The sequence below is a fragment of the Kribbella sp. NPDC051137 genome, assembly GCF_040682535.1.
Taxonomy (GTDB): Bacteria; Actinomycetota; Actinomycetes; order Propionibacteriales; family Kribbellaceae; genus Kribbella; species Kribbella karoonensis.
The window spans coordinates 80,930-104,670 of sequence record NZ_JBFBBI010000004.1; the positions used below are offsets into that span (position 1 = coordinate 80,930).

The 23,741-nt window shown below is 70.7% G+C and carries 22 protein-coding genes; 9 read left to right on the plus strand and 13 right to left on the minus strand.

The features are described from left to right. Nucleotides 1–162: 162 nt before the first annotated feature. On the plus strand, nucleotides 163–1,212 hold the full coding sequence (locus AB0M51_RS21470; RefSeq protein WP_344196192.1) for a zinc-dependent alcohol dehydrogenase family protein: 1,050 nt from the start codon (nucleotides 163–165) through the stop codon (nucleotides 1,210–1,212). A gap of 50 nt (nucleotides 1,213–1,262) precedes the next feature. Here the strand turns inward: AB0M51_RS21470 and AB0M51_RS21475 are convergent, their stop codons facing one another. After that, the gene (locus AB0M51_RS21475) at nucleotides 1,263–1,724 is read right to left on the minus strand and encodes a GyrI-like domain-containing protein (protein ID WP_344196190.1); all 462 of its coding nucleotides are present in this window, start codon (nucleotides 1,722–1,724) and stop codon (nucleotides 1,263–1,265) included. Nucleotides 1,725–1,726: 2 nt separating this feature from the next. After that, a complete protein-coding gene (locus AB0M51_RS21480; protein ID WP_344196188.1) occupies nucleotides 1,727–2,602 on the minus strand; it encodes a universal stress protein in 876 nt (291 codons plus the stop codon). A 201-nt stretch (nucleotides 2,603–2,803) separates the two neighbouring features. On the opposite strand from AB0M51_RS21480, the gene AB0M51_RS21485 reads away from it, so the two are divergent. From AB0M51_RS21485 to AB0M51_RS21505, 5 genes are read left to right on the plus strand one after another with little or no spacing between them, the layout of a single operon-like run. After that, complete coding sequence (locus AB0M51_RS21485) at nucleotides 2,804–3,364, plus strand: hypothetical protein (protein ID WP_344196186.1); 561 nt, start codon at nucleotides 2,804–2,806, stop codon at nucleotides 3,362–3,364. A 5-nt stretch (nucleotides 3,365–3,369) separates the two neighbouring features. Continuing rightward, nucleotides 3,370–4,230, plus strand: coding sequence for a universal stress protein (locus AB0M51_RS21490; RefSeq protein WP_344196184.1), 861 nt, complete (start codon nucleotides 3,370–3,372; stop codon nucleotides 4,228–4,230). Nucleotides 4,231–4,239: 9 nt separating this feature from the next. Further along, nucleotides 4,240–5,157, plus strand: coding sequence for a universal stress protein (locus AB0M51_RS21495; RefSeq protein ID WP_344196182.1), 918 nt, complete (start codon nucleotides 4,240–4,242; stop codon nucleotides 5,155–5,157). A gap of 12 nt (nucleotides 5,158–5,169) precedes the next feature. Then, on the plus strand, nucleotides 5,170–5,706 hold the full coding sequence (locus AB0M51_RS21500) for a hypothetical protein (protein ID WP_344196180.1): 537 nt from the start codon (nucleotides 5,170–5,172) through the stop codon (nucleotides 5,704–5,706). Between the two features lie 16 nt (nucleotides 5,707–5,722). Next, nucleotides 5,723–5,965, plus strand: a complete 243-nt coding sequence (locus tag AB0M51_RS21505; protein ID WP_363749993.1) for an SHOCT domain-containing protein — start codon at nucleotides 5,723–5,725, stop codon at nucleotides 5,963–5,965. 13 nt (nucleotides 5,966–5,978) lie between these two features. On the opposite strand, the gene AB0M51_RS21510 is transcribed toward AB0M51_RS21505, so the two are convergent. Further along, complete coding sequence (locus AB0M51_RS21510) at nucleotides 5,979–6,617, minus strand: pyridoxamine 5'-phosphate oxidase family protein (RefSeq protein ID WP_344196176.1); 639 nt, start codon at nucleotides 6,615–6,617, stop codon at nucleotides 5,979–5,981. Nucleotides 6,618–6,845: 228 nt separating this feature from the next. Between AB0M51_RS21510 and AB0M51_RS21515 the strand changes: the two genes are divergently transcribed. Further along, on the plus strand, nucleotides 6,846–7,499 hold the full coding sequence (locus AB0M51_RS21515; protein WP_344196174.1) for a response regulator transcription factor: 654 nt from the start codon (nucleotides 6,846–6,848) through the stop codon (nucleotides 7,497–7,499). 13 nt (nucleotides 7,500–7,512) lie between these two features. Here the strand turns inward: AB0M51_RS21515 and AB0M51_RS21520 are convergent, their stop codons facing one another. From AB0M51_RS21520 to AB0M51_RS21550, 7 genes are all read right to left on the minus strand, one after another. Next, nucleotides 7,513–8,055 carry a flavodoxin domain-containing protein gene (locus tag AB0M51_RS21520; RefSeq protein ID WP_344196172.1) on the minus strand — a complete coding sequence of 181 codons (543 nt, stop codon included), beginning with the start codon at nucleotides 8,053–8,055 and terminating at the stop codon, nucleotides 7,513–7,515. Nucleotides 8,056–8,125: 70 nt separating this feature from the next. Next, nucleotides 8,126–8,932: a universal stress protein gene (locus AB0M51_RS21525; protein WP_344196170.1), complete on the minus strand. Its 807-nt coding sequence runs from the start codon at nucleotides 8,930–8,932 to the stop codon at nucleotides 8,126–8,128. Beyond that, nucleotides 8,929–11,256, minus strand: coding sequence for a phosphoketolase family protein (locus AB0M51_RS21530; RefSeq protein ID WP_363750803.1), 2,328 nt, complete (start codon nucleotides 11,254–11,256; stop codon nucleotides 8,929–8,931). Before AB0M51_RS21530 ends, AB0M51_RS21525 begins: the two co-directional genes overlap by 4 nt. Then, complete coding sequence (gene cydC, locus AB0M51_RS21535; RefSeq protein WP_344196168.1) at nucleotides 11,175–12,920, minus strand: thiol reductant ABC exporter subunit CydC; 1,746 nt, start codon at nucleotides 12,918–12,920, stop codon at nucleotides 11,175–11,177. The genes AB0M51_RS21530 and cydC overlap by 82 nt, the downstream gene beginning before the upstream one ends. Beyond that, nucleotides 12,917–14,533: a thiol reductant ABC exporter subunit CydD gene (cydD, locus tag AB0M51_RS21540; RefSeq protein WP_344196166.1), complete on the minus strand. Its 1,617-nt coding sequence runs from the start codon at nucleotides 14,531–14,533 to the stop codon at nucleotides 12,917–12,919. Before cydD ends, cydC begins: the two co-directional genes overlap by 4 nt. Next, nucleotides 14,533–15,579: a cytochrome d ubiquinol oxidase subunit II gene (gene cydB / locus AB0M51_RS21545; protein WP_344196164.1), complete on the minus strand. Its 1,047-nt coding sequence runs from the start codon at nucleotides 15,577–15,579 to the stop codon at nucleotides 14,533–14,535. Before cydB ends, cydD begins: the two co-directional genes overlap by 1 nt. 10 nt (nucleotides 15,580–15,589) lie before the next feature. Beyond that, on the minus strand, nucleotides 15,590–16,999 hold the full coding sequence (locus tag AB0M51_RS21550) for a cytochrome ubiquinol oxidase subunit I (RefSeq protein ID WP_363749997.1): 1,410 nt from the start codon (nucleotides 16,997–16,999) through the stop codon (nucleotides 15,590–15,592). Between the two features lie 128 nt (nucleotides 17,000–17,127). Here AB0M51_RS21550 and AB0M51_RS21555 point away from each other — a divergent pair, with 128 nt between their 5' ends. Continuing rightward, entirely contained in the window at nucleotides 17,128–19,833 is a 2,706-nt protein-coding gene (locus AB0M51_RS21555; RefSeq protein WP_344196160.1) for a GNAT family N-acetyltransferase, read from the plus strand. A gap of 42 nt (nucleotides 19,834–19,875) precedes the next feature. Here the strand turns inward: AB0M51_RS21555 and AB0M51_RS21560 are convergent, their stop codons facing one another. Together AB0M51_RS21560 and AB0M51_RS21565 are read right to left on the minus strand one after the other, a co-directional pair. Then, nucleotides 19,876–21,240, minus strand: coding sequence for an MBL fold metallo-hydrolase (locus AB0M51_RS21560; RefSeq protein ID WP_344196158.1), 1,365 nt, complete (start codon nucleotides 21,238–21,240; stop codon nucleotides 19,876–19,878). After that, nucleotides 21,237–21,578, minus strand: coding sequence for a hypothetical protein (locus AB0M51_RS21565; RefSeq protein WP_344196156.1), 342 nt, complete (start codon nucleotides 21,576–21,578; stop codon nucleotides 21,237–21,239). Before AB0M51_RS21565 ends, AB0M51_RS21560 begins: the two co-directional genes overlap by 4 nt. A gap of 158 nt (nucleotides 21,579–21,736) precedes the next feature. Between AB0M51_RS21565 and AB0M51_RS21570 the strand changes: the two genes are divergently transcribed. After that, nucleotides 21,737–22,459: a CBS domain-containing protein gene (locus AB0M51_RS21570; protein WP_344196154.1), complete on the plus strand. Its 723-nt coding sequence runs from the start codon at nucleotides 21,737–21,739 to the stop codon at nucleotides 22,457–22,459. Here the strand turns inward: AB0M51_RS21570 and AB0M51_RS21575 are convergent. Next, nucleotides 22,442–23,578: a site-2 protease family protein gene (locus tag AB0M51_RS21575; RefSeq protein ID WP_344196152.1), complete on the minus strand. Its 1,137-nt coding sequence runs from the start codon at nucleotides 23,576–23,578 to the stop codon at nucleotides 22,442–22,444. The genes AB0M51_RS21570 and AB0M51_RS21575 overlap by 18 nt on opposite strands. Nucleotides 23,579–23,741: the final 163 nt, after the last annotated feature.

Consider the following 23,741-nt stretch of genomic DNA (forward strand, 5'->3'; position numbering starts at 1 on the left):
GGGGCGCTTCCAGTCAAGTCCCGCAGCACGCGCGGGGGCAGGGCGGAAGGTCCCGGCCGGCGGCGCTGAAGGTCCCGGTGGACAGGAGTTCTTCGGCCGCTGCCGGCGCCGGCCGGACGGCCGAGAGTCGAGGTGGGAAGTCTCGTTCAGGGAGGTTCGGAGATGAAGGCATTGGTCTACAACGGTCCCGGGCAGCGGAGTTGGCACGAGGTGCCCGACCCGGTGCTCCAGGATCCGGAGGACGCGATCGTCCGCGTCGACGCGGTGACGATCTGCGGCACCGATCTGCACATCCTGAAGGGTGACGTGCCGGCCGTGCAGCCGGGGCGGATCCTCGGGCACGAGGCGGTCGGCACGGTCACCGCGGTCGGCACCGGTGTCCGCGGCGTGGCGGTCGGGGACCGGGTCCTGGTCTCGTGCATCACGTCGTGCGGACGGTGCGAGTACTGCCGGCAGGGGCGTTACGGGCAGTGCCTCGGTGGCGGCGGCTGGATCCTCGGCCACCTGATCGACGGCACCCAGGCCGAACAGGTCCGGGTCCCGTACGCCGACCGCTCGGTGTACAAGCTGCCGGACAACGTCAGCAACGAGGACGCCGTCCTGCTCGCCGACATCCTGCCGACGTCGTACGAGGTCGGCGTACTCAACGGCAAGGTCTCGCCCGGCGACACCGTGGTGATCGTCGGCGCCGGGCCGATCGGGCTGGCCGCGCTGGCGACGAGCAAGCTGTTCACGCCTGCCCGGGTCGTGGTCGTCGACGCCGCCGACTCGCGCCGCAAGGCCGCGCTCGAGCGTGGTGCGGATCTGGCTCTCGGCCCCGACGAGGACGTCGAGGCGAAGGTCCGCGAGCTGACCGGCGGACTCGGCGCGGACGTGGCGATCGAGGCGGTCGGCGTACCGGCCACCTTCGAGCTCTGCACCCGGTTGGTCCGGCCCGGTGGCACGGTCGCGAACGTCGGTGTGCACGGCGCACCGGCGACGCTGCACCTCGAAGACCTGTGGATCAAGAACGTCACGATCACGACCGGACTGGTCGACACCTTCTCCACCCCGCGGCTGCTGTCGATGCTGGCCGCCGGCCGGCTGCAGATGCCGGGCCTGATCACGCACCGCTTCGGTCTCGACGAGATGCAGGACGCGTACGACGTGTTCAGCTCGCCGGCCACCACCGGAGCACTGAAGGTCGCCCTGTTCGGCGAGCAGGGGTTCTAGCGCACCGCGAAGAGCCGCGGTCCCCCAGGTGACGGGGACCGCGGCTCTGTTCAGGCGTTGACGAACGTGATCGGCTGGACGATCTCGATGCGGGTCCCGAGACGGTCGCAGGTGGGAAGGTCGTGGTAGACCTCCCAGCTGTCGCCGGTCGGGGTGGCGCCCTCGGTCTCCATCCACTCCTCGGCAATCGCGTACGTCTCGGCCAGCTTCTGGTCCGGGTCGGTGTGCCAGACGGCGAGCACCGGGCCGGCGGGGAGCGTGGACGGTTCGACGAGGCCGTTGTCGGCGATGGGGGCGGCGACCGGGAAACCTGCCTCGACCTCGACCAGACCGTCCGGAAGCGGGTGGCATCGCGCGAACGGATAGCCGGCCGATGCGATGCCGTGGTGCCGCAGGTGCTCGGCGACCACCGCGCAGGCCGACGGAACCCAGTCCGGCAGCTGCTCGGGGATCACCTGGGTACGCCGTACGGCGGTCGCTTGTTGGTAGTGGAACCTGACCTGAGGCGTCATGATCAGTGGACCACCGCGATCGGGCAGTGCGTGTGGTGCAGAACGCTCTGGCCGACCGATCCGAGGAGCAGGCCGGTGAATCCGCCGTGGCCGCGGGTTCCGACGACCACCAGGTCCGCGGACTCCGAGTGCCGGACCAGGGCCTGCCCCGCCGACCCTGTCGGCAGCTCGCTCGTCCACGGCACGTCCGGGTGGTCCTCGGCGGCACCGGCCACCGACTCGGCGACCAGCAGCCCGGCCTCCTCGCGGACCTTGTCCTCGTCGAACTCCAGCATCGACTCGCCGTTCAGGTAGGTGAGGTACGGGCTGGTCCACGCGTGGACGGCGACCACCCGGGCGTGCATCGACTCGGCCTGGTCGAAGGCGAACTCGATGGCCCTCGCCGAGAACTTGGAGCCGTCGACCCCGACGACCACGGTCGGCTCCGGCTGCGGGTGCGGCTGGAAGTCGTGCGGGATCACCACGACCGGGCAGGTCGCGTGGGTGGTGACCTGGACGGCGACAGAGCCGACCATCAGGCCGCTCCAGCCACCGAGACCGCGGGATCCGAGAACCACCAGCCGGGCGTCCTGGGCGGCGTCGACCAGGGTCTTGGCGGCGGCGCCGCCGATCAGGCTGGTCTCGATCCGCAGGCCGGGGTGCTCCACCCGGAGCTTCGCGGAGACCTCGTCGAGCCGCTTCCGGCGCGCCGTCCGGACCGCTTCGAGCGGTACGACGTGCCCGGGCGACGGGCGGGTGACGATCACGATCTCGAAGGCCTCGACGATCCGCAAGGGTGCCATCGCGCGGTCGGCCGCGGCCGCGGCCCAGTCCAGCGCGGACACGCTGCCCGGCGAGCCGTCGTACCCGATCACGATCGGTGCGGGGTGTGTCGTCATGGTCTGCCTCCTGGGGTTCGGCCGCCGACGCGGGACGGCGCCGGCCTGACTTCAGCGTCTGCCGGGCCCGGATGCCCGGCCAGCGGCATACGTCCCGGGCAGGGAGGGCCGTTCGGCACGCGGATGGGGTGAGAAGGGCTCTGACCGTCGCGGCCGGGAGCTTCCAGGATGAAGGTGTCGGATGAAAGGGAAGGACAGATCATGACCACAACGTCGCATCGGCAGCAGCACCTCCCCGCTCCTGTGATGGAGCCGGACGGTGATCGGCGGCCGATCATCACCACCGCGGCCGGGCGGGCAATGGCCGTACTGCGGATCGCCTACGGACTCACGTTCCTGTGGGCGTTCTTCGACAAGCTGTTCGGCTTCGGGTACGCGACCAAGTCGGGCAAGGCCTGGATCGACGGCGCCGACGTGACCGCCGGGTTCCTCAAGGGCTCGAGCGGTCCGATGAAGGGCTTCTACCAGTCGCTGGCCGGTGACTGGTGGGTCACGCCGCTGTTCATGGTCGCACTCGCCGGCCTCGGGCTGGCGCTGACCCTGGGGATCGGCCTGCGCGTCGCGGCGGTCGGCGGAGTGCTGCTGTACCTGATGATGTGGTCCGCGAACCTGCCGCCGACGACCAACCCCGTGCTGGACGACCACATCCTCGGCGCCGTCACGGTCGTCGTCCTCGCACTGGTGGCCGCCGGCAACGTGTGGGGCTTCGGCAAGTGGTGGAGCAGCCTGGACTTCGTCCGCAAGTACCCGTGGTTGCGGTGAGCCCGATGACCAAGCCGGTCATTCACGTAGGAGTCGACGACTCGTGGCGTGACACCGGTGCACTGGAGTGGGCCCTGCAGGAGTCGTTGCTCCGGCGGGAGCCCCTTCAGGCGGTACACGTCATCGACGAGCGGATCCGGACCGTTGCCGGGATCCCTCCGGACCTGGTCGACGACCAGGCGACCGAGCTCGTCAACTCCGTGCAGGGTTACCTGGACGAGCAGTCGGGCGGATCCGACCACGAAGCCGGGTTGCTGGTCGGGCCGCCGGCCCGGACCCTCACCGAGGCGGCCGCGGAAAGCCGGATGCTGGTCGTCGGCCGCCGCGGGATGGGGACGTTCAAACGGCTGCTGATCGGATCGACGTCCGAGGCGGTCGTGTCCCGGACCGCGGTACCGGTCGTGGTCGTGCCGGACCGCTGGAAGCCGTCCGACCACGCCGGACCTGTGGTGGTGGCCCTGGACCAGGGCGACGGCGACGCCGCGGTACTGGAGTTCGCGATCACCGCCGCGCGGGAGCGGAAGGTGCCGGTCCGGATCGTGTACGTCTTCGACCTGCCCGGCCTGTACGGCTGGGAGGCGGTGAACGCGGAGGGCGTCAGCGCCGATCTGCGGGAGCAGGCCGAACGGCACTTCGAGAACGTGACCGCCGAATGGCACCAGAAGTATCCGGACGTCACCTTCGAGGTCGACGTACGGCGTGGGCACCGGGTCGACGGTGTGCTGAACGGTGCCGCGAAGGCCGACGCCCAGCTGCTGGTCGTCGGCGCCCATCACCATGCCCGGGCCGCGGCCGTCTTCCTCGGCACCGTGACCCGGGGCGTCCTGCATCACGCGGCGTGCCCGCTGGCCGTCGTACCTGTGTAAGGGAGAACGATGAGTACCTGGAACCGGACCGGACCGGTCGTGGTCGAGGTCGACGGGACCGCGGAGAACCTCCGCGTCGTGGACTACGCGTGCGCCGAGGCGTTGCGCGAAGGCGCCAAGCTGGTGCTTGTCGCGCCGTACGCCGCGCACAGTTCGTACTCGCCGATGACACCGCAGTACACGCCTGCACCGCCGGCTGAGCTGGCGGACGCGGCACTCCGGGCGGCGGTGGCCCATGTCCGGCACCGCGAGGGGTACGCGACCGAACTGGCCGCGCTCGCGGAGGAGGGCCCGCGGATCCGGGTGCTCGCGCATGCGGCGCGGACGGCACGGGCGCTGGTGATCGGGCGGTCCCGCAGCCGCGGACCGCAGCGGTTGCTGCACACCCAGGCGAACCTGACGCTGGCGGCACGGGCCGGCTGCCCGACGGTCGTCGTGCCGTTGTCCTGGAAGCCGTCGCTGCTCGACCGGAAGGTTGCCGTCGGCATCGACGGTACGCCGTTGTCCGCCGAGGCGCTGGAGTTCGCGTTCGCCGAGACGGCCGGGCGGGAGGGGGATCTGACCGTCGTCCACGCCGGTGTCCCCGCCGAACGGCCGTTCGCGGACGAGGATCCGGAGTGCTCGTGGATCAGCCGGGCCGACTACGTGCTGTCGGAGACGCTCGCGCCGTGGACCAGCCGGTTCCCGGACGTGAAGGTGACCCGGTACCTCAGCAGCCGGCCGCCGGCCGCGGCACTCGTACACGAGAGCAGCGCGGTCGGCCTGATCGTCGTCGGCGCGCACAGCGGCCCGTTGCCGATGGACCCGGTGGCGCGGCGCTCGCTCGCGGCGATGACCTGCCCGATCGCGGTCGTGCCGCATCACCTGACCGACGACGAACGGCTGCAGATCGTCCGGCATGGCAGAGCGGCTGTCCGAACGCACTGAAGGGAGTCAACGATGTCTGCACGTGCACTGATCGTCTACGAGTCGATGTTCGGGAACACCGAGCGGATCGCGCGGGCGGTCCGCGACGGGTTGCAGGAGTACGTCGAGACCGAGACCGTGCCGGTGAACCGCGCGCCGGACGTCGTACCCGCCGACGTCCGGCTGGTGGTGGTCGGGGGACCGACGCACGCCTTCTCGATGAGCCGGCTGTCGACACGGCAGGAGGCCGGGAAGCAGGACGACCTGGTGACACCGGTCGAGGTCGGCATCCGCGAGTGGCTGGCGGCGCTGAAGCCACCGGCCGGGACGAAGGCTCCGCGGGTGGCGACGTTCGACACCCGGATCGCGCGCGTCCGCCGGTTGCCCGGCTCCGCCGCGCGCTCCGCGGCCAAGCTGCTGCGCCGGCTGGGCTACCGGCTGCTGAGCACGTCCGAGAGCTTCTTCGTGAACGAGACGACCGGGCCGATCCAGGACGTCGAGATCAAGCGCGCGGAGCGCTGGGGCCGGGATCTCGGACGCCTGCTGACCGACGCGGCGAAGACCGCGTGAGGGGAGTGGACGGACGATGATGAACTCGACAGGAGGCGCGGCGTTCTGGTCCGTGCTGATGCTGGTGCTCTGGGTGGCGATCGTCGGCGGTGCGGCCTGGGTGACGGTCTGGCTGATCCGGCATCCACGCCGGCAGCCGCGCCCGCAGCTGCCCTCGCCCCTGGACATCCTCGAACGCCGGTTCGCCGCGGGTGAGATCACCCAGGAAGAGTTCGACGACGCCCGCGCCCGGTTGCGCGAGCACCAGCTCGACCTCTGAGCGGGGGCCGGGGCTACCAGGACCGGATGCGGCGGCCGGTGATCCGGCGGGGCTCGATGGCCAGGTAGGTGTCACGGGTTCCGCCGGCCCACGGCTCGACGTTGTCGTGGACGGCCTCGATCTCGGCCGCGACGGCCGGGCGGACCGTACCGTCGACCAGCACGCTCCAGCCGTCGTGCATCCCCTCGTCGAAGGCGTCGAGCTGGAACACGATCGGCGCCAGGTCGTACTGCGCGACCGTGCTGTCGGACGCCGTCCGGAAGATGACGAGGTCGCCCAGCGTGCAGTAGTTCACCGGGATCACGACCAGCCCGTCCGAGCCCTGGTAGGCGATCCGGCCGACGCTGCCGGCCTCGATCAGCCGCCTGCACTCGACCTTGCGCATCGGCTCGAGGGCGGGTGCGACCGGCGGGCGGCGAGGGGTCCGTGGCCGGTCCGCTGCGGTCAGGTCCTGGACGCTGAGGTCGAGGGCGTGCGACAGCCGGACGAGTTCGGCGCCGGTGAGGGCGGCGGGACGGGTCTCGATGTACTCGATGCGGTCCGTGGCCAGCCCCGAGCGTTCGGCGACTTCCGCCGTACTGAGACCCAGGGCCTGCCGGCGGTGCCGGATCCGGGTGCCGAGGTCGCTCGACCCGCTCGTCTGTGTGTCCATCACGGTCTCCCATCGATCACGTCCAGACTTTCAGCCGGACGGCGCCGTGGGCAGGGTCCGAGGTCACCTCCGAACAGGCCGGACGGCACCGTCCTCGCGGTACGGGCCGGGCGGGTGGTCCCGCCGAAGGTCCCGGGCGGCTCGGGACCGAGGTCCCTGGCGAGTAGCGTGGTGGAGACGGGAAGCTGGACCGAGACCCGGTGCGGATCCGGGCAGAAGGAGACCGTCATGACGATCAAGGTGTTCCTGCTCGACGACCACGAGGTGGTGCGGCTGGGGCTGCACCAGCTGCTCGACGCCGAACCGGACATCGAGGTGGTCGGGGACGCGGGAACCGCGGCCGAGGCGATCGCGCGGATTCCCGCCGTCCGGCCGGACGTCGCGGTGCTGGACGTCCGGTTGCCCGACGGGGACGGGGTGAGCGTGTGCCGGGAGGTCCGCTCGGGCATGGAGGACCCGCCGGCGTGCCTGATGCTGACGTCGTTCTCCGACGACGAGGCGCTGTTCACCGCGATCATGGCCGGCGCGGCCGGGTACCTGCTGAAGCAGATCAACGGCCAGGCCCTGGTGGACGCCGTACGTCGCCTCGCGGCCGGCGAGTCGCTCCTCGACCCGTCGATGACGGCCAGGGTCCTGGAACGTCTCCGGCACCCGGCCGAGGCCGAGGACCCGCGGTACGCCTCGCTGACGGAGCAGGAACGCCGCATCCTGGCCGAGATCGCCGAGGGCAAGACCAACCGCCAGATCGCCCAGTCGCTGTACCTGGCCGAGAAGACCGTCAAGAACTACGTGTCCTCACTGCTCCGCAAGCTGAACGTCGAACGCCGCACCGAGGCAGCGGTTTTCGCCATCGAACACCAGAAGCGTCAGGGTCGCGCCTGAACCGGGCACGTACTCAGCCGAGGAAGTGCCCGGCCGGCGGGCGGTGCCAGGTGCTGCGCTGGGTGGCCTCGATGGCCGCGCTGATGTCGGCCGACCACCGGCGGACCTTGTCCCAGTCGCGGGCGTCGCCGGCCAGGTTCCCGGCGGCGAGCCGGCGGGCGAGGAAGCCGGTGGCGGTCTCCGGCTCCAGCCGGCCGGCGAACGTGACCGCGGGGGTCGCGCCGATCTCGTGAGCGAGATGACGGACGGTGGAGGGCATCTCCTGGTCCTGGTCCTTGTCGGGACCGACCGGGCCGCTGTGGAACAGCCAGACCTGCCGCTGCCGGAGCTCGTCGACGTGGTGCCGCAGGAAGTGCACGGCCTCGTGCCGCCACCGCCTCGTGTAGATCGCGCTGCCCAGGACGACCGCGTCGTACGGCGTGAGGTCCTTGACGCGGGCGACGTCCAGCACGTCGACGTCGTGCCCGTGCGCGCGGAGCTCATCGCCGACGGCCTCGGCGATGCCGGCGGTTGCGCCCGTCTTGCTGGCGTAGGCGACCAGTACCTTCTTCGACATCGCGACCTCCTTCTGGTCACTTCAAGCACATCACCCGCCGCCGTACGGCGGCAGAGCCGAACGGCCCGCGCTACGCGGGACCTTCGAGCGCACCCTGAGGAATCACTGCGACCGGGCAGGGTGACTGGTGGAGCATGGTCTGGCTGACCGACCCGAGCAGCAGCCCGGCGAAACCACCCCGGCCGCGGGACCCGACGACGAGCAGTTGTGCGTCGGCGGACCATTCGAGCAGCAACTCGGACGGATTCCCCTCGACCTCGACGATCTCGGCCTCGTGGGCCGGTGCGTGCGTGCGGATCGCCGCCAGTACGTCGTGGTCGTCGTCCTCGTCGTCCAGAACCGTGACGATCCGGGCGGGCAACCCGTGCCGGCGGGCGTGGTCGAGCCCGAACTCGACGGCGGCGTCCGCGGCGCGCGAGCCGTCGTACCCGATGACGACCCGGCTGCCGGAGAGCGCGTCGTCGCCCGGCCGGACGACGACCACCGGACACAGCGCGTGGGTGGACAACTCGAGGCCGGCCGAGCTGACGATCAGGCCGAGCAGCCGTCCGCTGACCCGGCTGCCGATCACGATCAGATCCGCGGTCCGGGACTCGGCGAGCAGGACGGCGGACGGGAAGCCGTCGACCCGGCGGCCCGACACCCGCACACCGGGTTCGTACCTCCGTGCCAGCTCGACCGCGTCCGCGACGATCCCGTCGGCCTGCGCGCGGAGCCCCGGTGCCACGTCGCTCGGGCCGAGCGGAACCCGGAACTCGGCCCAGACGAACGCATGCACCAGGTGCAGTTCGGCGCCGCGGGCAGCGGCCTCGGCGGCACCCCAGCGGATCGCGTTCTCGCAGTCGGGTCTGCCGTCGATGCCTATGACAACCTTCATGATGCCCTCCACTGCCAGTTCCGGACCTCGGGGAGGTCCTCGCCGTGCTCGAGGATGTATTCGTGGTGCCGGGCTCGTTGGTCGACCAGCCACTGCCGTACGTCGGCTGCGCGTTGTGCGAGCCCCGGGACCCGGTCGATGACGTCCAGCGCCAGGTGGTACCTGTCGAGGTCGTTGCGCACCACCATGTCGAACGGCGTCGTCGTGGTGCCCTCCTCCTTGTACCCGCGGACGTGCAGGTTGTCGTGGTTGGCCCGCCGGTACGTGAGCCGGTGAATCAGCCACGGATAGCCGTGGTACGCGAAGATCACCGGCCTGTCCGTCGTGAACAGCGCGTCGAAGTCCGCGTCGGGCAGTCCGTGCGGGTGCTCGCTCGCCGGCTGCAGCCGCATCAGGTCGACGACGTTGACGACGCGGATCTTCAACGTCGGCAGGTGCTCGCGCAGCAGACTGACGGCAGCGAGCGTTTCCAGTGTCGGTACGTCGCCCGCGCACCCCATCACCACATCGGGTACGCCGCCGTCGTTGCTCGCGAACTCCCACACCCCGATGCCACGGGCGCAGTGCAGCGCGGCCTCCTCCGGCGCGAGCCAGTCGGCCTGCGGCTGCTTCCCGGCCACGATGACGTTGATGTAGTCCGTGCTGCGCAGGCAGTGATCCGCGGTCGCTAGGAGCGTGTTCGTGTCCGGCGGAAGGTAGACGCGGATGACCTCGGCCTTCTTGTTCACGACGTGGTCGATGAACCCGGGGTCCTGGTGCGAGAAGCCGTTGTGGTCCTGCCGCCAGACGTGTGACGTGAGCAGGTAGTTGAGGGACGCGATCGGCCGTCGCCAGGGGAGTGCCCGGGTGACCTTCAGCCATTTCGCGTGCTGGTTGACCATCGAGTCGACGATGTGCACGAACGCCTCGTAGCACGAGAACCAGCCGTGGCGTCCGGTGAGGAGGTACCCCTCGAGCCAGCCCTGGCAGGTGTGCTCGCTGAGGATCTCCATCACCCGGCCGTCGATCGCGAGGTGCTCGTCGGTCGGCAGCACCTCGGCGTTCCACGCCTTGCCGGTCACGTCGTACAGCGCGTCCAGCCGGTTCGAGGCGGTCTCGTCCGGCCCGAAGACCCGGAAGTTCCGGTACGGCGCGGCGGCGCGCATCACGTCCCGCAGGTAATACCCGAGCACCCGCGTCGGCTCGTGTTCGGAAAGACCCGGGCCCTCGACCGGTACGGCGTACTCCGCGACCGCCGGCAGCTCGAGGTCGCGCCGCAGCAGGCCGCCGTTGCTGTGCGGATTCGAGCCCATCCGGCGCGCGGGCACCTGCTGCAGGAGGCGTGCCACCGGGCGGCCCTCGGCGTCGAACAGCTCCTCCGGGTGATAGCTCCGCAGCCAGTCCTCGAGCATCCGCAGGTGTTCCGGCGACGTACGGACACCGGCGAGCGGCACCTGGTGCGCGCGCCACGTGCCCTCGACCGGTACGCCGCCGACCTCGCGCGGTCCCGTCCAGCCCTTCGGCGTCCGCAGGACGATCATCGGCCACGGCCGCCGCGGTACGGCATGACCCGCACGGGCCTCGGTCTGGATCGCGGTGATGTCGTCGAGGACCCGGTCGAGCGTGAGTGCGAGCGCCTGATGGACGTGCTCGGGCTCGGCGCCGTCGACCAGGTACTGCCGGTACCCGTACCCCTCGAGCAGCTGGGTCAGCTCGTCGTCGCCGATCCGGGCCAGGACCGCCGGGTTCGCGATCTTGTAGCCGTTCAGGTGCAGGATCGGCAGCACCGCGCCGTCGGTCGCCGGATCGAGGAACTTGTTCGAGTGCCACGAGGTCGCCAGCGGACCGGTCTCCGCCTCGCCGTCGCCGATCACACACGCGACGACCAGGTCCGGGTTGTCGAGGACTGCGCCGTACGCATGGCTGAGCGAGTAACCGAGCTCACCGCCTTCGTGGATCGAGCCCGGCAGCTCCGGCGCGACGTGGCTGGGAATGCCGCCGGGGAACGAGAACTGGCGGAACAGCCGAGCCATGCCGGCAGTGTCGCGCGACACGGCCGGGTAGAGGTCGCTGTAGCTGCCTTCGAGCCAGGTGTTGGCCGCGATGGCCGGTCCGCCGTGGCCGGGGCCGATGACGTACATCATGTTCAGGTCGCGGCGGCGGATGACCCGGTTGAGGTGGGTGTAGAGCATGTTCAGGCCGGGCGTCGTACCCCAGTGACCGAGCAGCCGCGGCTTGATGTGGTCAGGACGGAGCGGCTCGGTCAGGAGCGGGTTGCCGAGGAGATAGATCTGGCCGACGGCGAGGTAGTTGGCCGCGCGCCAGTAGGCGTCCAGATCGGCGATTTCCTCGTCGGAGAGGGGTTTTCCGGTGAGTTCGTGCATGAGATCTCCAGGATGTCGTCGACCGCGTCGAGATCGCGGTGGCGATGGGTGATGAGGAGCGTGGTGCGTCCCTCGGTGGCGTCGGTGATGTCGTGGATCAGGGCGTCGGCGGTCGGCCCGTCGAGGTGCGCGGTGGGTTCGTCCAGGACGAGGACGGCGGGGTCCGCCAGCAGCGCGCGGGCCAGGACCAGGCGTTGTCGCTCGCCGCCGGAGATGCGCGCGCCGCGTTCCCCGACGGCGGTGCCGAGACCGTTCGGTTGCCGTCGTACCCAGGCGCCGAGACGGACGCGGTCGAGCGCGTCGAACAGTTGGTCGTCGGTGGCGTCCGGTTTGCCGATCAGCAGGTTCTCGCGGACGGTGGCGTCGAAGACGTGGTCGTCCTGCCCGCAGAGCACGACCTGCCGACGGTATGACGCCTCCTCGAGCGATGCCAGCTCCGTCCCGCCGAACGTGACCCGCCCGGCCTCGGGCGCGAGGAATCCGATCAGGGCCGCGGCCAGCGTGCTCTTCCCGGAGCCGCTCGGCCCGATCAGCCCGACCCTGCGTCCAGGACGGAGGTCGAGGTCGACGCCGGTCAGGACCGGAGCGGAGGCGCCGGGCCACCGGACCGTCAAGTGCTGTGCGGACAGCGTGCCGGAGTCGGCACTCTCGGAGCCCCAACAGACCGACGGGGACGGCAGATCGGCGAGCGCGCGGAGGCGGGTCGCGGCCTGCCGGCCGCGGACGAGGTGACGGGCGGCGGCCGGGAGCGGTGTGACGAGTTCGAAGGCCGCCAGCGGAGTGAGGACCAGTACGGCGAGTACCACGCCGGCGAGCCGCCCGTCGCGGACGGCTGGGACGCCGACCAGGATCTCGCCCGTCACGGTGCAGGCGAGGGCGGCGTTCGCCACGGCCGCGCCGACGCCGGTCGAGAACGCCGAGCGGCGAAGGATTCCGGTCAGCCGTCCGTCTTGCTGCCTGATCCGGTGCAGCCGCTCGTCGGTCGCGCGGTACGCCGTCAGATCCGCCAGGCCGGTGAGGAGTTCGTGAACCTCTGTGGTCAGAGCCGACCTGGCCGGCGCGAAGCGTCGTTCGGCCCGTGCGGACAGGACCAGTGAGGCCGCGGGAGCGCCCAGACCGGCGGTGGACAGCCCGATCAGCAGGACTGCACCGGCAGCCGGCAGGATCGCGGTCAGCACGGCGACCGTGGCGATCCCGGTGAGCAGGCTGACGGCGATCGGCAGCAGCCCACGGACGAGCAGGTCCTGGATCGCGTCGACGTCCCGGGTGACCCGGGTGAGCAGGTCACCGGCGCGCGTACCGCCGAGCCCGGCGGGGGCGGCGCGGTCGAGATCGATCCACGCCCGCACACGGGTCCGGCCGAGGACCCGGAACACCGCATCGTGGCCGACGAGCCGTTCGGCGTACCGCAGGACGCCCCGTCCGATGCCGAACGCGCGGACCGCGACGATCGCCACGGTCAGGTACAGCACCGGTGGATGCTCGGCGGCGCGGGAGATCAGCCACGCCGAGGTCGCCATCAGCCCGATCGCACATCCCGTCGCGAGCATGCCGAGCACCGCCGCGGCGACCAGTCTGTTGAGCTCCGGCCGTGCGACGGACGCCAGCCACCGGAACGTCGTCATGCCGGCACCGCCGTACGGTCGAGGTGGATCACGTGGTCGCAGAGGTCGAGCAGTGCCGGGCGGTGCGTGACGAGGACGACGGTGCGGCCCGCGAACGCGGCCGGGAGCGACGCGAGGAGTGCCTGCTCGGTCTGCGGGTCGACGCTCTCGGTCGGCTCGTCGAGCAGCATCAGCGTCGCGTCCCGCAGGATCGCCCGGGCGAGCGCGATCCGACGCCGCTGCCCGGCCGACACGCCGGCACCCCGCTCGCCGAGCACAAGGTCCAGCGGTACGTCGACCCGTGCCGCGCGCGCAGCCCGCCGGACGGCAAGCTCATCGGCCTCGCCGAGCTTGATGTTGTCCGCGACGGATCCGGCGAACAGGACCGGGTCCTGGCCCATCCAGGCGATGCCGCGGCGCCACCGCTCCAGGTCCGCCTCGGCCAGGTCGGTGCCGCCGGCAAGTATCTGGCCGCGGTCCGGGCGGATCGTCCCGAGCAACAGCCCGAGCAGCGTGGACTTCCCGCCCCCGCTCGGGCCGACGACACCGGTCACCTGCCCGGCCGGAATCACCATCGACACCTGGTCGAGCACCTCGGCGTCTCCTCGGCTGTGAATGGTGACGTCGCGCAGCACGATGCCGGCTGCCGGGTCGGCGACTCGGGTACCGGGCTTCGGGACGGGCTGTTCGATGACTTCGAACAGCTGGTCCGCCGCGGCCAGCCCTTCGGCGCTCGCGTGGTAGTGGGCGCCCAATTGGCGGAGCGGCAGGTACGCCTCGGGGGCGAGGATCAGGACCAGCAGCGCGGTCTCCAACGACAGCCGGCCGTCGACCAGCCGAAGACCGACGGACACCGCGACCAGCGCGACCGACAACGTCGCGACCAGTTCGAGCACCAAGGACGAGAGGAAGGCGATCCGCAACGTCGCGAGCGTCGTACGCCGCTGCCGCTCGGTCAACCGCCGGATCGTCGCGACCTGCGCCCGCGAGCGGCCGAACACCTTCAGCGTGCCGATCCCCGCGAGCACGTCCAGGAAATGATGGGCGAGGGTCTGCAGGGTCTCCCACTGCCGCGCGGTCGCTGCCTTCGTCGTCAGGCCGACCAGCACCATGAAGACCGGGATCAGCGGGAGCGTGACGACGACGATCAGCGCGCTCAGCCAGTCCGCCGTGAGCATCCGGGCGGCGACCACCAGCGGTACGACGGCCACCAGCACGAGCTGCGGCAGATACCGCGAGAAGTAGTCGTCGAGCGCGTCGACGCCACGGGTCGCGAGCGTGGTCAGCTCCCCGCTGCGCTCGCCGGTCAGCCATCGAGGGCCCAGGGCAACGATCTGCTCGAGGAACCGCAGCCGCAACTCGGACTTGACCGTCGCCGAGCAGCGCTGCGCGACGACCTCGGCGGCCCAGGACAGGACGGCCCGGCCGAGCAGGACGGCCGCGAGGGCGATCACCCGGTCGCGGAGCCGCCCGAGATCGAGGCCGCCGAGGAAGGCGTCCGCGATGATGCTCGCCAGCAACCACGCCTGGAACAGGATCAGCGCGGCCTGCACGGTGCCGATCACACCCGACAGCACCAGGAAGATCCTGGTGCCGCGGGTGTACCGGAGGAGGCGCCGGTCGACGGCCGGCATCAGGCGGTCTCGGCCGGTGCGGGCCTGGCCGGCGTGCCGCGCTGCGGGATGTCGTCGCGCGTGAGCCGACGGCGGAACACCCAGTAGGTGTAGCTCTGGTAGAGGAGCACGATCGGCGTGAAGACGACGGCCACCCAGGTCATGATCGTCAGTGTGTAGTGGGTCGACGAGGCGTTCGTCGTGGTCAGGCTGAAGGCCGGGTCGGTCGTCGACGGCAGCACGTTCGGGTAGAGCGTGACGAACAGCGTCGCGGACGCGAACACGATGGTGGCCGCCGTACCGAGGAACCCGAGGCCGTCGCGGCCCATCCGGGAGGCGGCCACGCCGGTGATCAGGGAGCCGGCAGCGAGGACCGCGAGGACCCAGGTGATCCACGAGCCGTCGTACGTCTGAGTCCAGAGCAGGAAGGCGGCCGCCAACGGGACGGCGAGTCCGGCGAGTGGCAGGACCAGTGCGCGCGCCCGGTCGCGGACCGGGCCGTGGGTCTTCAGTGCGATGAAGATCGCGCCGTGCAGTGCGAAAAGCGCCAAGGTGGTCAGCCCGCCGAGCAGTGCGTACGGGTTGAGCAACGTGAAGAAGTTGCCGGTGAAGTTGTGCTCCGCGTCCAGTGGGACGCCGCGCACGATGTTCGCCAGCGCGACGCCCCAGAGGAGCGCGGGTACGGCGCTGCTGATCACGATCGCGAGATCCCAGCGCCGGTGCCACGCGGCATGCTTCTGGGGGTCGTGGAGCTTGTTGCGGTACTCCAGCGCGATACCGCGCACGATCAGCGCGACCAGGATCACCAGGAGAGCCAGGTAGAAGCCGGAGAACAGGCTCGCGTACCAGAACGGGAAGGCCGCGAAGGTGGCGCCGCCGGCGACCAGCAGCCACACTTCGTTGCCGTCCCAGACCGGGCCGATGGTGCGAAGTGTGACCTGACGGTCGACGGGGTCCTTCGCGACGGCCTGCAGCAGCATGCCGACGCCGAAGTCGAAGCCCTCGAGGACGAGGTAGCCGGTCCACAGGACCGCGATCAGCAGGAACCAGATATCGGTGAGATGCACGGGAAACTCCTCAGTACAGGAACGCGGCGTCGGGTTCGGCGAGCTCGGGACCGGACTCGGACTCAGCCCCGGCGGGCGCCACCGGTGCGGCCTTCGCGAACCGGAGCAGCAGGGCGACCTCGATCACCGCGAGTACGGCGTACAGGACCGTGAAGGTGATCATCGAGGTGAGAACGCTGCCGGCGCCGACGGTCGGGGAGACGCCGTCGCGGGTCTGCATCAGGCCGAACACGATCCACGGCTGCCGGCCCATCTCGGTGAAGATCCAGCCGAAGCTGTTCGCGGCCAGCGGTAGTAGGGGGAGCACGATGGCGGCCCGCACCAGCCACTTCGACGGGGATCTGCCTTGCCGGCGGAGGTACCACAGCGATAGCAGGGCCACGAGCGCGGCCAAGGCGCCGAACAGGATCATCAGACGGAACGTCCAGTACGTCACCGGGATGTTGGGCTTGTAGCTGCCCGGGCCGAAGCGTTGCTCGTACGCCTGCTGGAGGTCGTTGATTCCCTGGACCTTGCCGTTCCAGCTGCCGGTCGCCAGGAAGGACAGGCCGTGCGGCACGGTCAGCGACCACATCTCACGCTGACCGTCGAGCGACCCGATCGTGAGCAGCGAGAAGCCGGCCGGCTGAGATGTCTCGTACAGCGCCTCGGCCGCGGCCATCTTCATCGGCTGGGTCTCGGTCATGATCCTGCCCTGGATGTCGCCGGTGACCAGCACCGCGACGGCGGCGACCAGGACGGTGACCGCACCGAGCTTCACGGCCGGCCGGAACAGGTCCTGCCGTTCCTTGCCGCCGCGGAGCAAGTGCCACAAAGCGATGCCGAGCATGAAAGCGCCGCCGGTCAGAAAACTGGCGGCGAGGGTGTGCGGGAAGGTCACCAGCGCGACCTTGTTGGTGAGCACGGCACCGAAGTCGTGCAGCTCTGCCCGGCCGGCGGCCTGGTTGTAGGTGTAGCCGACCGGCCATTGCATCCAGGAGTTCGCGGCCAGGATGAAGTACGCCGACAGCATGGTGCCGATGGCAACGAGCCAGATGCTCGCCAGGTGCACCTTCTTCGGCAGCCGGTCCCAGCCGAAGATCCACAGTCCGAGGAACGTGGACTCGAGGAAGAACGCGAGCAGCCCTTCGATCGCCAGCGGGGCGCCGAAGATGTCGCCGACGAACTTCGAGTAGGCGCTCCAGTTCATCCCGAACTGGAACTCCTGCACGATGCCGGTGACGACACCCATCGCGAAGTTGATCAGGAACAGCTTGCCCCAGAACTGCGTGAGCTGCCGGTACTTCAGCTTCCCGGTCCGGTACCAGGCCGTGTGCAGGCCGGCGACCAGCGACGCCAGGCCGATCGTGATCGGTACGAAGAGGAAGTGGTAGACGGTGGTGATCCCGAACTGCCACCGTGCCAGGTCGATCGCATCCATGGTGATCAGCGTCCTGGTCACGGCGGGTGACGTCCTAGAGGCAAAGGTCCCGGGCCGCCGGGACCCAACGGCACTGGCCCCCGGCGGTCCCGCGCGGTGAGGTGGGTGCGGTGGCGGAGGGAGCGGTGATGGAGAAGGTGGGAACGCGGCCCGAGACAGGCTGGGACGTGCTGGCGTCGGACGGGTCGATCGTCCGGATCCGCCCGCTGCGCGCGGACGACGAGCCGGCGCTGGACGCGATGAACGACCGGGTCTCGGACGAGTCGATGTACCTGCGCTTCTTCGGCATCAGCCGGAACATGGCCACCGACTACACCCATCATCTGGCGGCCGAGCAGGACGATCATCTCGCGCTGGTCGCGGAGTACGGCGAGCAGGTGGTCGGCATCGCCAGCTACGAGGCCTTGCGGCCCGGCGAGGCCGAGATGGCGTTCCTGCTGCAGGACTCGGTCCAGGGGCGGGGGATCGGTACGTTGCTGCTGGAGCAGCTGGCCGCGACGGCCCGGGAGCACGGTATCGAGCGGCTCCGGGCCGACACCCTCGGAGAGAACGCGAAGATGCTGCGGGTGCTCGCCGATTCCGGGTTCGAGCAGGTCCGCAAGCTCGGCAGCGGGGTGGTCGAGCTCGTCCTGGACACGGCGTACCACCCGGCGACCCTGGAGAAGATGGCCGATCGTGAGCGGGCGGCCGAGAACCGCTCGTTCCGGCGGTTGTTCGCGCCCCGGACGGTCGCGGTGGTCGGCGCCGGCCGCAAGCCGGGAAGCATCGGCCACGAACTGCTCCGCAACATCGTCAACGGCGGTTTCACCGGCTCGACGTACGCCGTGAACCCGAACGCCACGGACGGCGGGCTGATCGCGGGTGTCCGGGCATACCCGTCGATCTCTGCGGTGCCGGGGGTGGTCGATCTCGCGGTTGTCGCTGTGCCGGCGGAGGGTGTGCTGGAGGTGGTCGAGGAGTGCGGGAGGTGCGGCGTCGGCGGTGCGGTGGTGCTGACGTCCGGGTTCTCCGAGCTGGGCGCGGAAGGACACGAGCTGCAGCGGGAGCTGTTGGCGATCGCGCGCCGGCACAGCGTCCGGCTGATCGGACCGAACTGTCTCGGGCTGGTCAACACCGCACCGGACGTACGCCTGAACGCGACCTTCGCCGAGGTCGCACCGACCCCGGGAACGCTCGCGATCGCGGCGCAGTCAGGTGCGGTCGGGATCGCCGTACTGGAGCACGCCGGGCGCACCGGCCTGGGTATCTCCGAGTTCGTTTCCCTGGGCAACAAGGTGGATGTCAGCGGCAACGACATCCTGCTGCACTGGTGGGGCGACCCGCGGACCGCGGTGATCGGGCTGTACCTCGAGTCGTTCGGGAACCCGCGCAAGTTCGGCGGTCTGGCCCGGATGATCGGGCGGACCAAGCCGATCCTGGTCGTCAAGGGCGGCCGCTCGGCCGGCGGGCAGCGGGCGGGTGCGTCGCACACCGCGGCCGCCGCCACACCGGAGACCGCCGTCGACGCGCTGTTCGCCCAGTCCGGCGTCCTGCGGATGGACACCGTCGAAGAACTCGTGGAGACCGCCCGGGTGCTCGCCGTACCGCCGCTGCCGCAGGGCCGTCGGCTCGCGGTCGTCGGGAACGCCGGCGGCGCGGGGATCCTCGCCGCGGACACCGCCGCGCGGCTGGGGCTCGAGCTCCCGGAGCTGAGTACGGCGATCCAGCAGCAGCTCGGCGAGACCGGTGCCGTGGGCACCGGGAACCCCGTCGACCTCGGCGCGGCGGCGTCGCCGGCCAGCCTCGAGCAGGCCCTGAAGGTCATCGCCGGAAGCGGCGAGATCGACTGTCTCGTGGTGAACTACGCCGCGACCCGGGCCGGCAACGTCCAGGACGTCTACGCCGCGATCGCCGCCGCCGGAATCCAGGCGGAGCTGCCGATCGTCGTGAACTGTGTGGGATCGGCGCACGCCGGACCGGAGATCGCGCTGGCGGACGGGCGGCGGCTGCCGGTGTTCCCGTTCCCGGAGAGCGCGGTGCGCGCGCTCGCGCACGCCGTCCGGTACGCCGAGTGGCGCGCCCGGCCGCAGGGCGTCGTACCGGAGCTCGCCCGGGTCGACGCGGCCGGTGCTCGTAGGGTCGTCCAACGGTTCTTGCGGCGATCACCCGAGGGCGGCTGGCTGGATCCGGGGGAGTCGGGTCGGCTTCTGCGGCGGGCCGGCGTACCGGTCCTCCGGATCCGGATCGCGGCGACACGCTCGGCGGCACTGGTGGCCGCGGAGGCGGCCGGCTATCCCGTCGCCCTGAAGACGGGCGCACCCGGTGTGGTGCACAAGACCGACATCGGCGGGGTGCGGGTCGGCCTGGCGAACGCCGTACAGCTGGGCACGGCGTACGACGAGATCACCAAGGCCACCGGCGATCCGCATGTGCTCGTGCAGGCGATGGCGCCGAGCGGGACCGAGCTCGTGATCGGCGTGGTCCGCGACCCGCGCTTCGGCCCGCTGCTGATGGCGGGCAGCGGCGGCGTACTGACCGACGTTCTGGCGGACCGTCAGTGGCGAGGTCTCCCGCTCACCGACCTGGACGCCCGCGACATGCTCCACTCCCTCCGCTGCGCCCCGCTCCTGGCCGGCTACCGAGGCGCCCGAGCCGCGGACCAGGACGCCGTACTGGACGTCGTCCACCGCATCGCCTGGCTGGCCGCGACCGTGCCCGAACTGGCCGAACTCGACATCAACCCGCTGATCGCAGCACCGTCAGGCGCCGTCGCCGTGGATATCCGCGCCCGCCTGACCCCCACGATCCCCGAGCCCGACTGGCACGCCCGCCGTCTCCGCCCGGACCAGCCCTGACCCGAACTCGGCGCCGGACACACGACGGGATATGCCTCGTGATCAGAGGCGTACGCGTTCCAGGTGGTGCGGGGTGACGGCGGTCCAGTCGAGGTCGTCCTGGATGCGGCGGGCGAGGACGGCGCGGGCGTGGTCCTCGCCGTGGACGACGTACACCGTCTCCGGCGGTCGTGGTGCCGAGGAGAGCCAGCTGATCAGTTCGTCGGAGTCGGCGTGCGCGGAGAACTCGGACAGGCCGACGATCTGGGCGCGGACCGGGACGTAGCGGCCGTGGATCTTCAGAGCGCGGGCGCCGTCGAGCAGGGCGCGCCCACGGGTGCCGGGGACCTGGAAGCCGGGCAGCACGACGGTGTTGCGCTTGCCGGGAAGGAGCCGCGCCAGGTGGTACAGGACGCGTCCGCCGGTGGCCATGCCGGACGCCGAGATGACGATCGACGGGCGACCAGGGTCGCTGATCCGCATGGACTCCTCGACGGAGTGGACCAGGCGCAACGTACCGGGATCGAACGGGTCCGGGCCGCCGACGACCTCGGGGCGGAGTTCGGCGGACTTGTTCGTGACGGCCGCGCGGTACACGTTCAGCGCGGCGAGCGCCATCGGGCTGTTGACGTACACCGGCAGCCCGGGGATGAGCCCGTCGCGCATCAGACCGGCGAGCTCGTGCAACAGGACCGCCGTACGGTCGATCGCGAACGCCGGCATCAGGACAACGCCGCCGCGTTCCGCGGTCGTGGTGATCAGCCTGGCGAGCTGGGCGTGGTCGACCGGCTGGTGGTGGCGGTCGCCGTACGTCGACTCGACGAGGACCGTGTCGACGGCCGGCGGAAGCTCCGGCGGGCGCAGCAGCGGGTGCTGCCGGCGGCCGAGGTCGCCGCTGACCAGGAGCCGTCGGCCGTCCACTTCGAGTACGGCGAACGCGGAGCCGAGGATGTGACCGGCCCGGTACAGCGTGACCTCTGCGTCCCCGAGACCGACGCGGCCGTCGGACGGACGGAACAGGCGGATCGCGGCCTCGGCATCCTCGGCGTCGAACAAGGGCTGCGGCGGATCGTGCCGCGAGTAGCCGCCGGCGCGGGCGTGCTGGGCGTCTTCCATCTGCAGGTGGGCAGCGTCGCGCAGCACGATCGCCGCGACCTCCGCGGTGCCCGGGGTGCTGATCACGGGCCCGCGGAAGCCTTCCCGGACCAGGCTGGGCAGGTAGCCGCAGTGGTCGAGGTGCGCGTGCGTGACGACGACGGCGTCGAGCGTCGCCGGGTCGATCGGGAACGGGTCCCAGTTCCGCCGGCGCCACTGCGCCTCGCCCTGGAACATGCCGCAGTCGATCAGGATCCGCTGCCGTTCGTGCTCGACCAGGAACTTGCTGCCGGTGACCGTGCCCGCGGCGCCCAGGAAGGTGAGCGTGCTCATGAGGCGGGTTCGAGGTGCAGGGCGACCTGGACGAGAGCGCGGAGCGCGGCGATGGTCTCGGCGATCTCCTCGTGCGAGGTGACCGGGTGAACCGTCCGGAAGAGGTCGTTGCGGAGGTCCTCGAGGCGGTCGACGAGGTGCTCGATCTCGGTCGCGATGAACCGGTCGTCGGGCTTGGCGAGCAGCGGCAGGATACGGCTGCGGTAGGTGATGATGGTCTGCTGCGCCTCGGTCAGCCGGCGCTCCTCGAGGAACCAGTTGTCGGACCGGCCGGTCTCGGCGATGTCCTCGAGCTGGGCTTCCCAGCGGTCGATCTCCTGCTGCAGTTGCGTGGTCATGGCTGGCTCCTTCGGTCATCCCCAGCGTCGCCCGCGGGACCTGGCGCGCGCTGCGGGCAAGAGTCCCGACCTGGCGGGCCGTTCGGCAGGCTGAGGACCTTCGGCCCTGTCCCGGCGACGTGCTGCGCTGTTCGCTGGAGGTGAGGAGGAGGATCGAGATGAGGCATCCGTTGAAGGTGTCGGACGTGATGACGCGGGACGTGATCACGGTGGCCGAGGACACGCCGTACAAGGAAGTCGTGTCGCTGCTCGCGCAGCACCACATCAGCGCGGTCCCGGTGGTGAACCGGTACGGCGGTATTGGTGGCGTCGTGTCGGAGACGGATCTGCTCCGGAAGGAGGAGTTCCAGCGGCGGCACTCGCCGTGGCTGCTGCGCTGGTGGAGTTCCGACGCCCGGTCCAGGGCAGCGGGGGTGCGGGCCGGTGACGTCATGTCGCATCCCGCGGTGACGATCGTGCAGACGGCGACGATTCCCGAGGCGGCCCGGTCGATGGCGGCGCACGGGATCACCCGGCTGGTCGTCACCACCGCGGACGACGAGGTGCTGGCCGGCATCGTCACCAGGTCGGACCTGCTGAAGGCGTTCCTGGAGCCGGACGACCGGATCCTGCAGCGGATCCGCCGGGACGTCGTCGTGCACGCGCTGTGGGACGATCCGCGCGCGATCGGCATCACCGTGCAGGACGGTGTCGTGACGTTGTCCGGCGAGGTCGGCAATCGCAGTACGGCGGAGGTCGCCGCGAAGCTCACCCGCGACATCGACGGTGTCGTCGAGGTCGTCGACAACCTGGTCTGGGCGTACGACGACACAGCGGCCTCCCCGCACCCGCTCCCGTCCCCCGAAGTCCGCCGGCACCCGAACTCAGGCGGCCTGGCCTAGAGGGCGGAACGCGTTCAGCTGGACCACTCGGTCGATGTCCTGCCCGCGTACGACGCCGACCAGGCGGCCGTGCTCGGTGACGAGCGCCAGTTCGTCCGTGGCCGGCGGCATCCGCGTGACCAGGTCGGCGAGCAGCTCCTCCGGACGGGCAAGCGGTACGTCGGCCAACGGCCGCTGGACGTCCGCGATCCTGACGTCCCCTCGACGCGCAGCAGGAACCTGCGCGAGCCTCCGCAGCGAAACGGTCCCGGTCGGGGCGCCGTCGAGGTCGACGACCGGGAAGACGGTCTCCGGCGTACGCGGCGCCACCTCGGTGACGAACCGCTCGACCGGCATCGCGACGTACGCCGTCACCGCCGGCCGCGACATCACCTCGGCGACCGTCGTTCGTCCCAGACCGATCCGCAACCGCGTCATCCGGGACTCCGTGCCGACCGACATGACGATCACGAAGCCGATCATCAGCAGCCACAGACCGGTGAGCTGACCGCTCAGCCACTCGGCGAAACCGAGCCCGGCGAGCAGATAGCCGATCACCTGGCCCGCACGGCCCGCGGAGAGTGCGGCGCGGTCGCGGTCGCCCGAGCGCCACCAGAGCACGGCACGCAGGATCCGGCCGCCGTCGAGCGGCAGGCCGGGCAGCAGGTTGAACACGGCGAGGAAGACGTTCATGATGCCCAGCCACCACAGCGCCATCACGAACAGCCGTGGTGTTCCGGCGAGGTTCAGCAGTACTGCGATTGCCCCCGACCCGACGCCGAGTCCGAGACTGGTCAACGGTCCGGACGCGGCGACCCAGAACGCGGTCCGCGGTGAAGCCGGCTCGCCGTCCAGCACAGTCGCTCCCCCCAGCATCCACAAGGTGATGCGCTGAACGGGAATACCCGCCCGCACCGCAACCACCGAGTGCGCGAGCTCGTGCAGCAACAGCGAGCCGGCGATCAGGAGCCCGCACACCACGCCGGCCGTCCAGTAGACGCCGGACGAGTGTCCGGGTGCCAGCTGCGGCAGGACCGCGGTCGCCAACCCGTAGGCGACCAGCAGGATGAGCACGAGCAGCGACCAGTTCGCTCCGGCCTCCACGCCCGAAATCCGGCCGAACCGAATCGTCTGCTTCATCTGCCCTCCTGCCGGTGCCCCGGGAGACGGAGGAAGTCAACCGCCGCTGATGCAGCGGGCCGAGTTGTACGGTGCACGGCTTGGGGTCCGTTTCCCCGTACCCTTTGCCCTGGCTTCCTCCGCCCACCTTCAGTACAGCTCCGGGCCCGCGGATCCGAGCAGG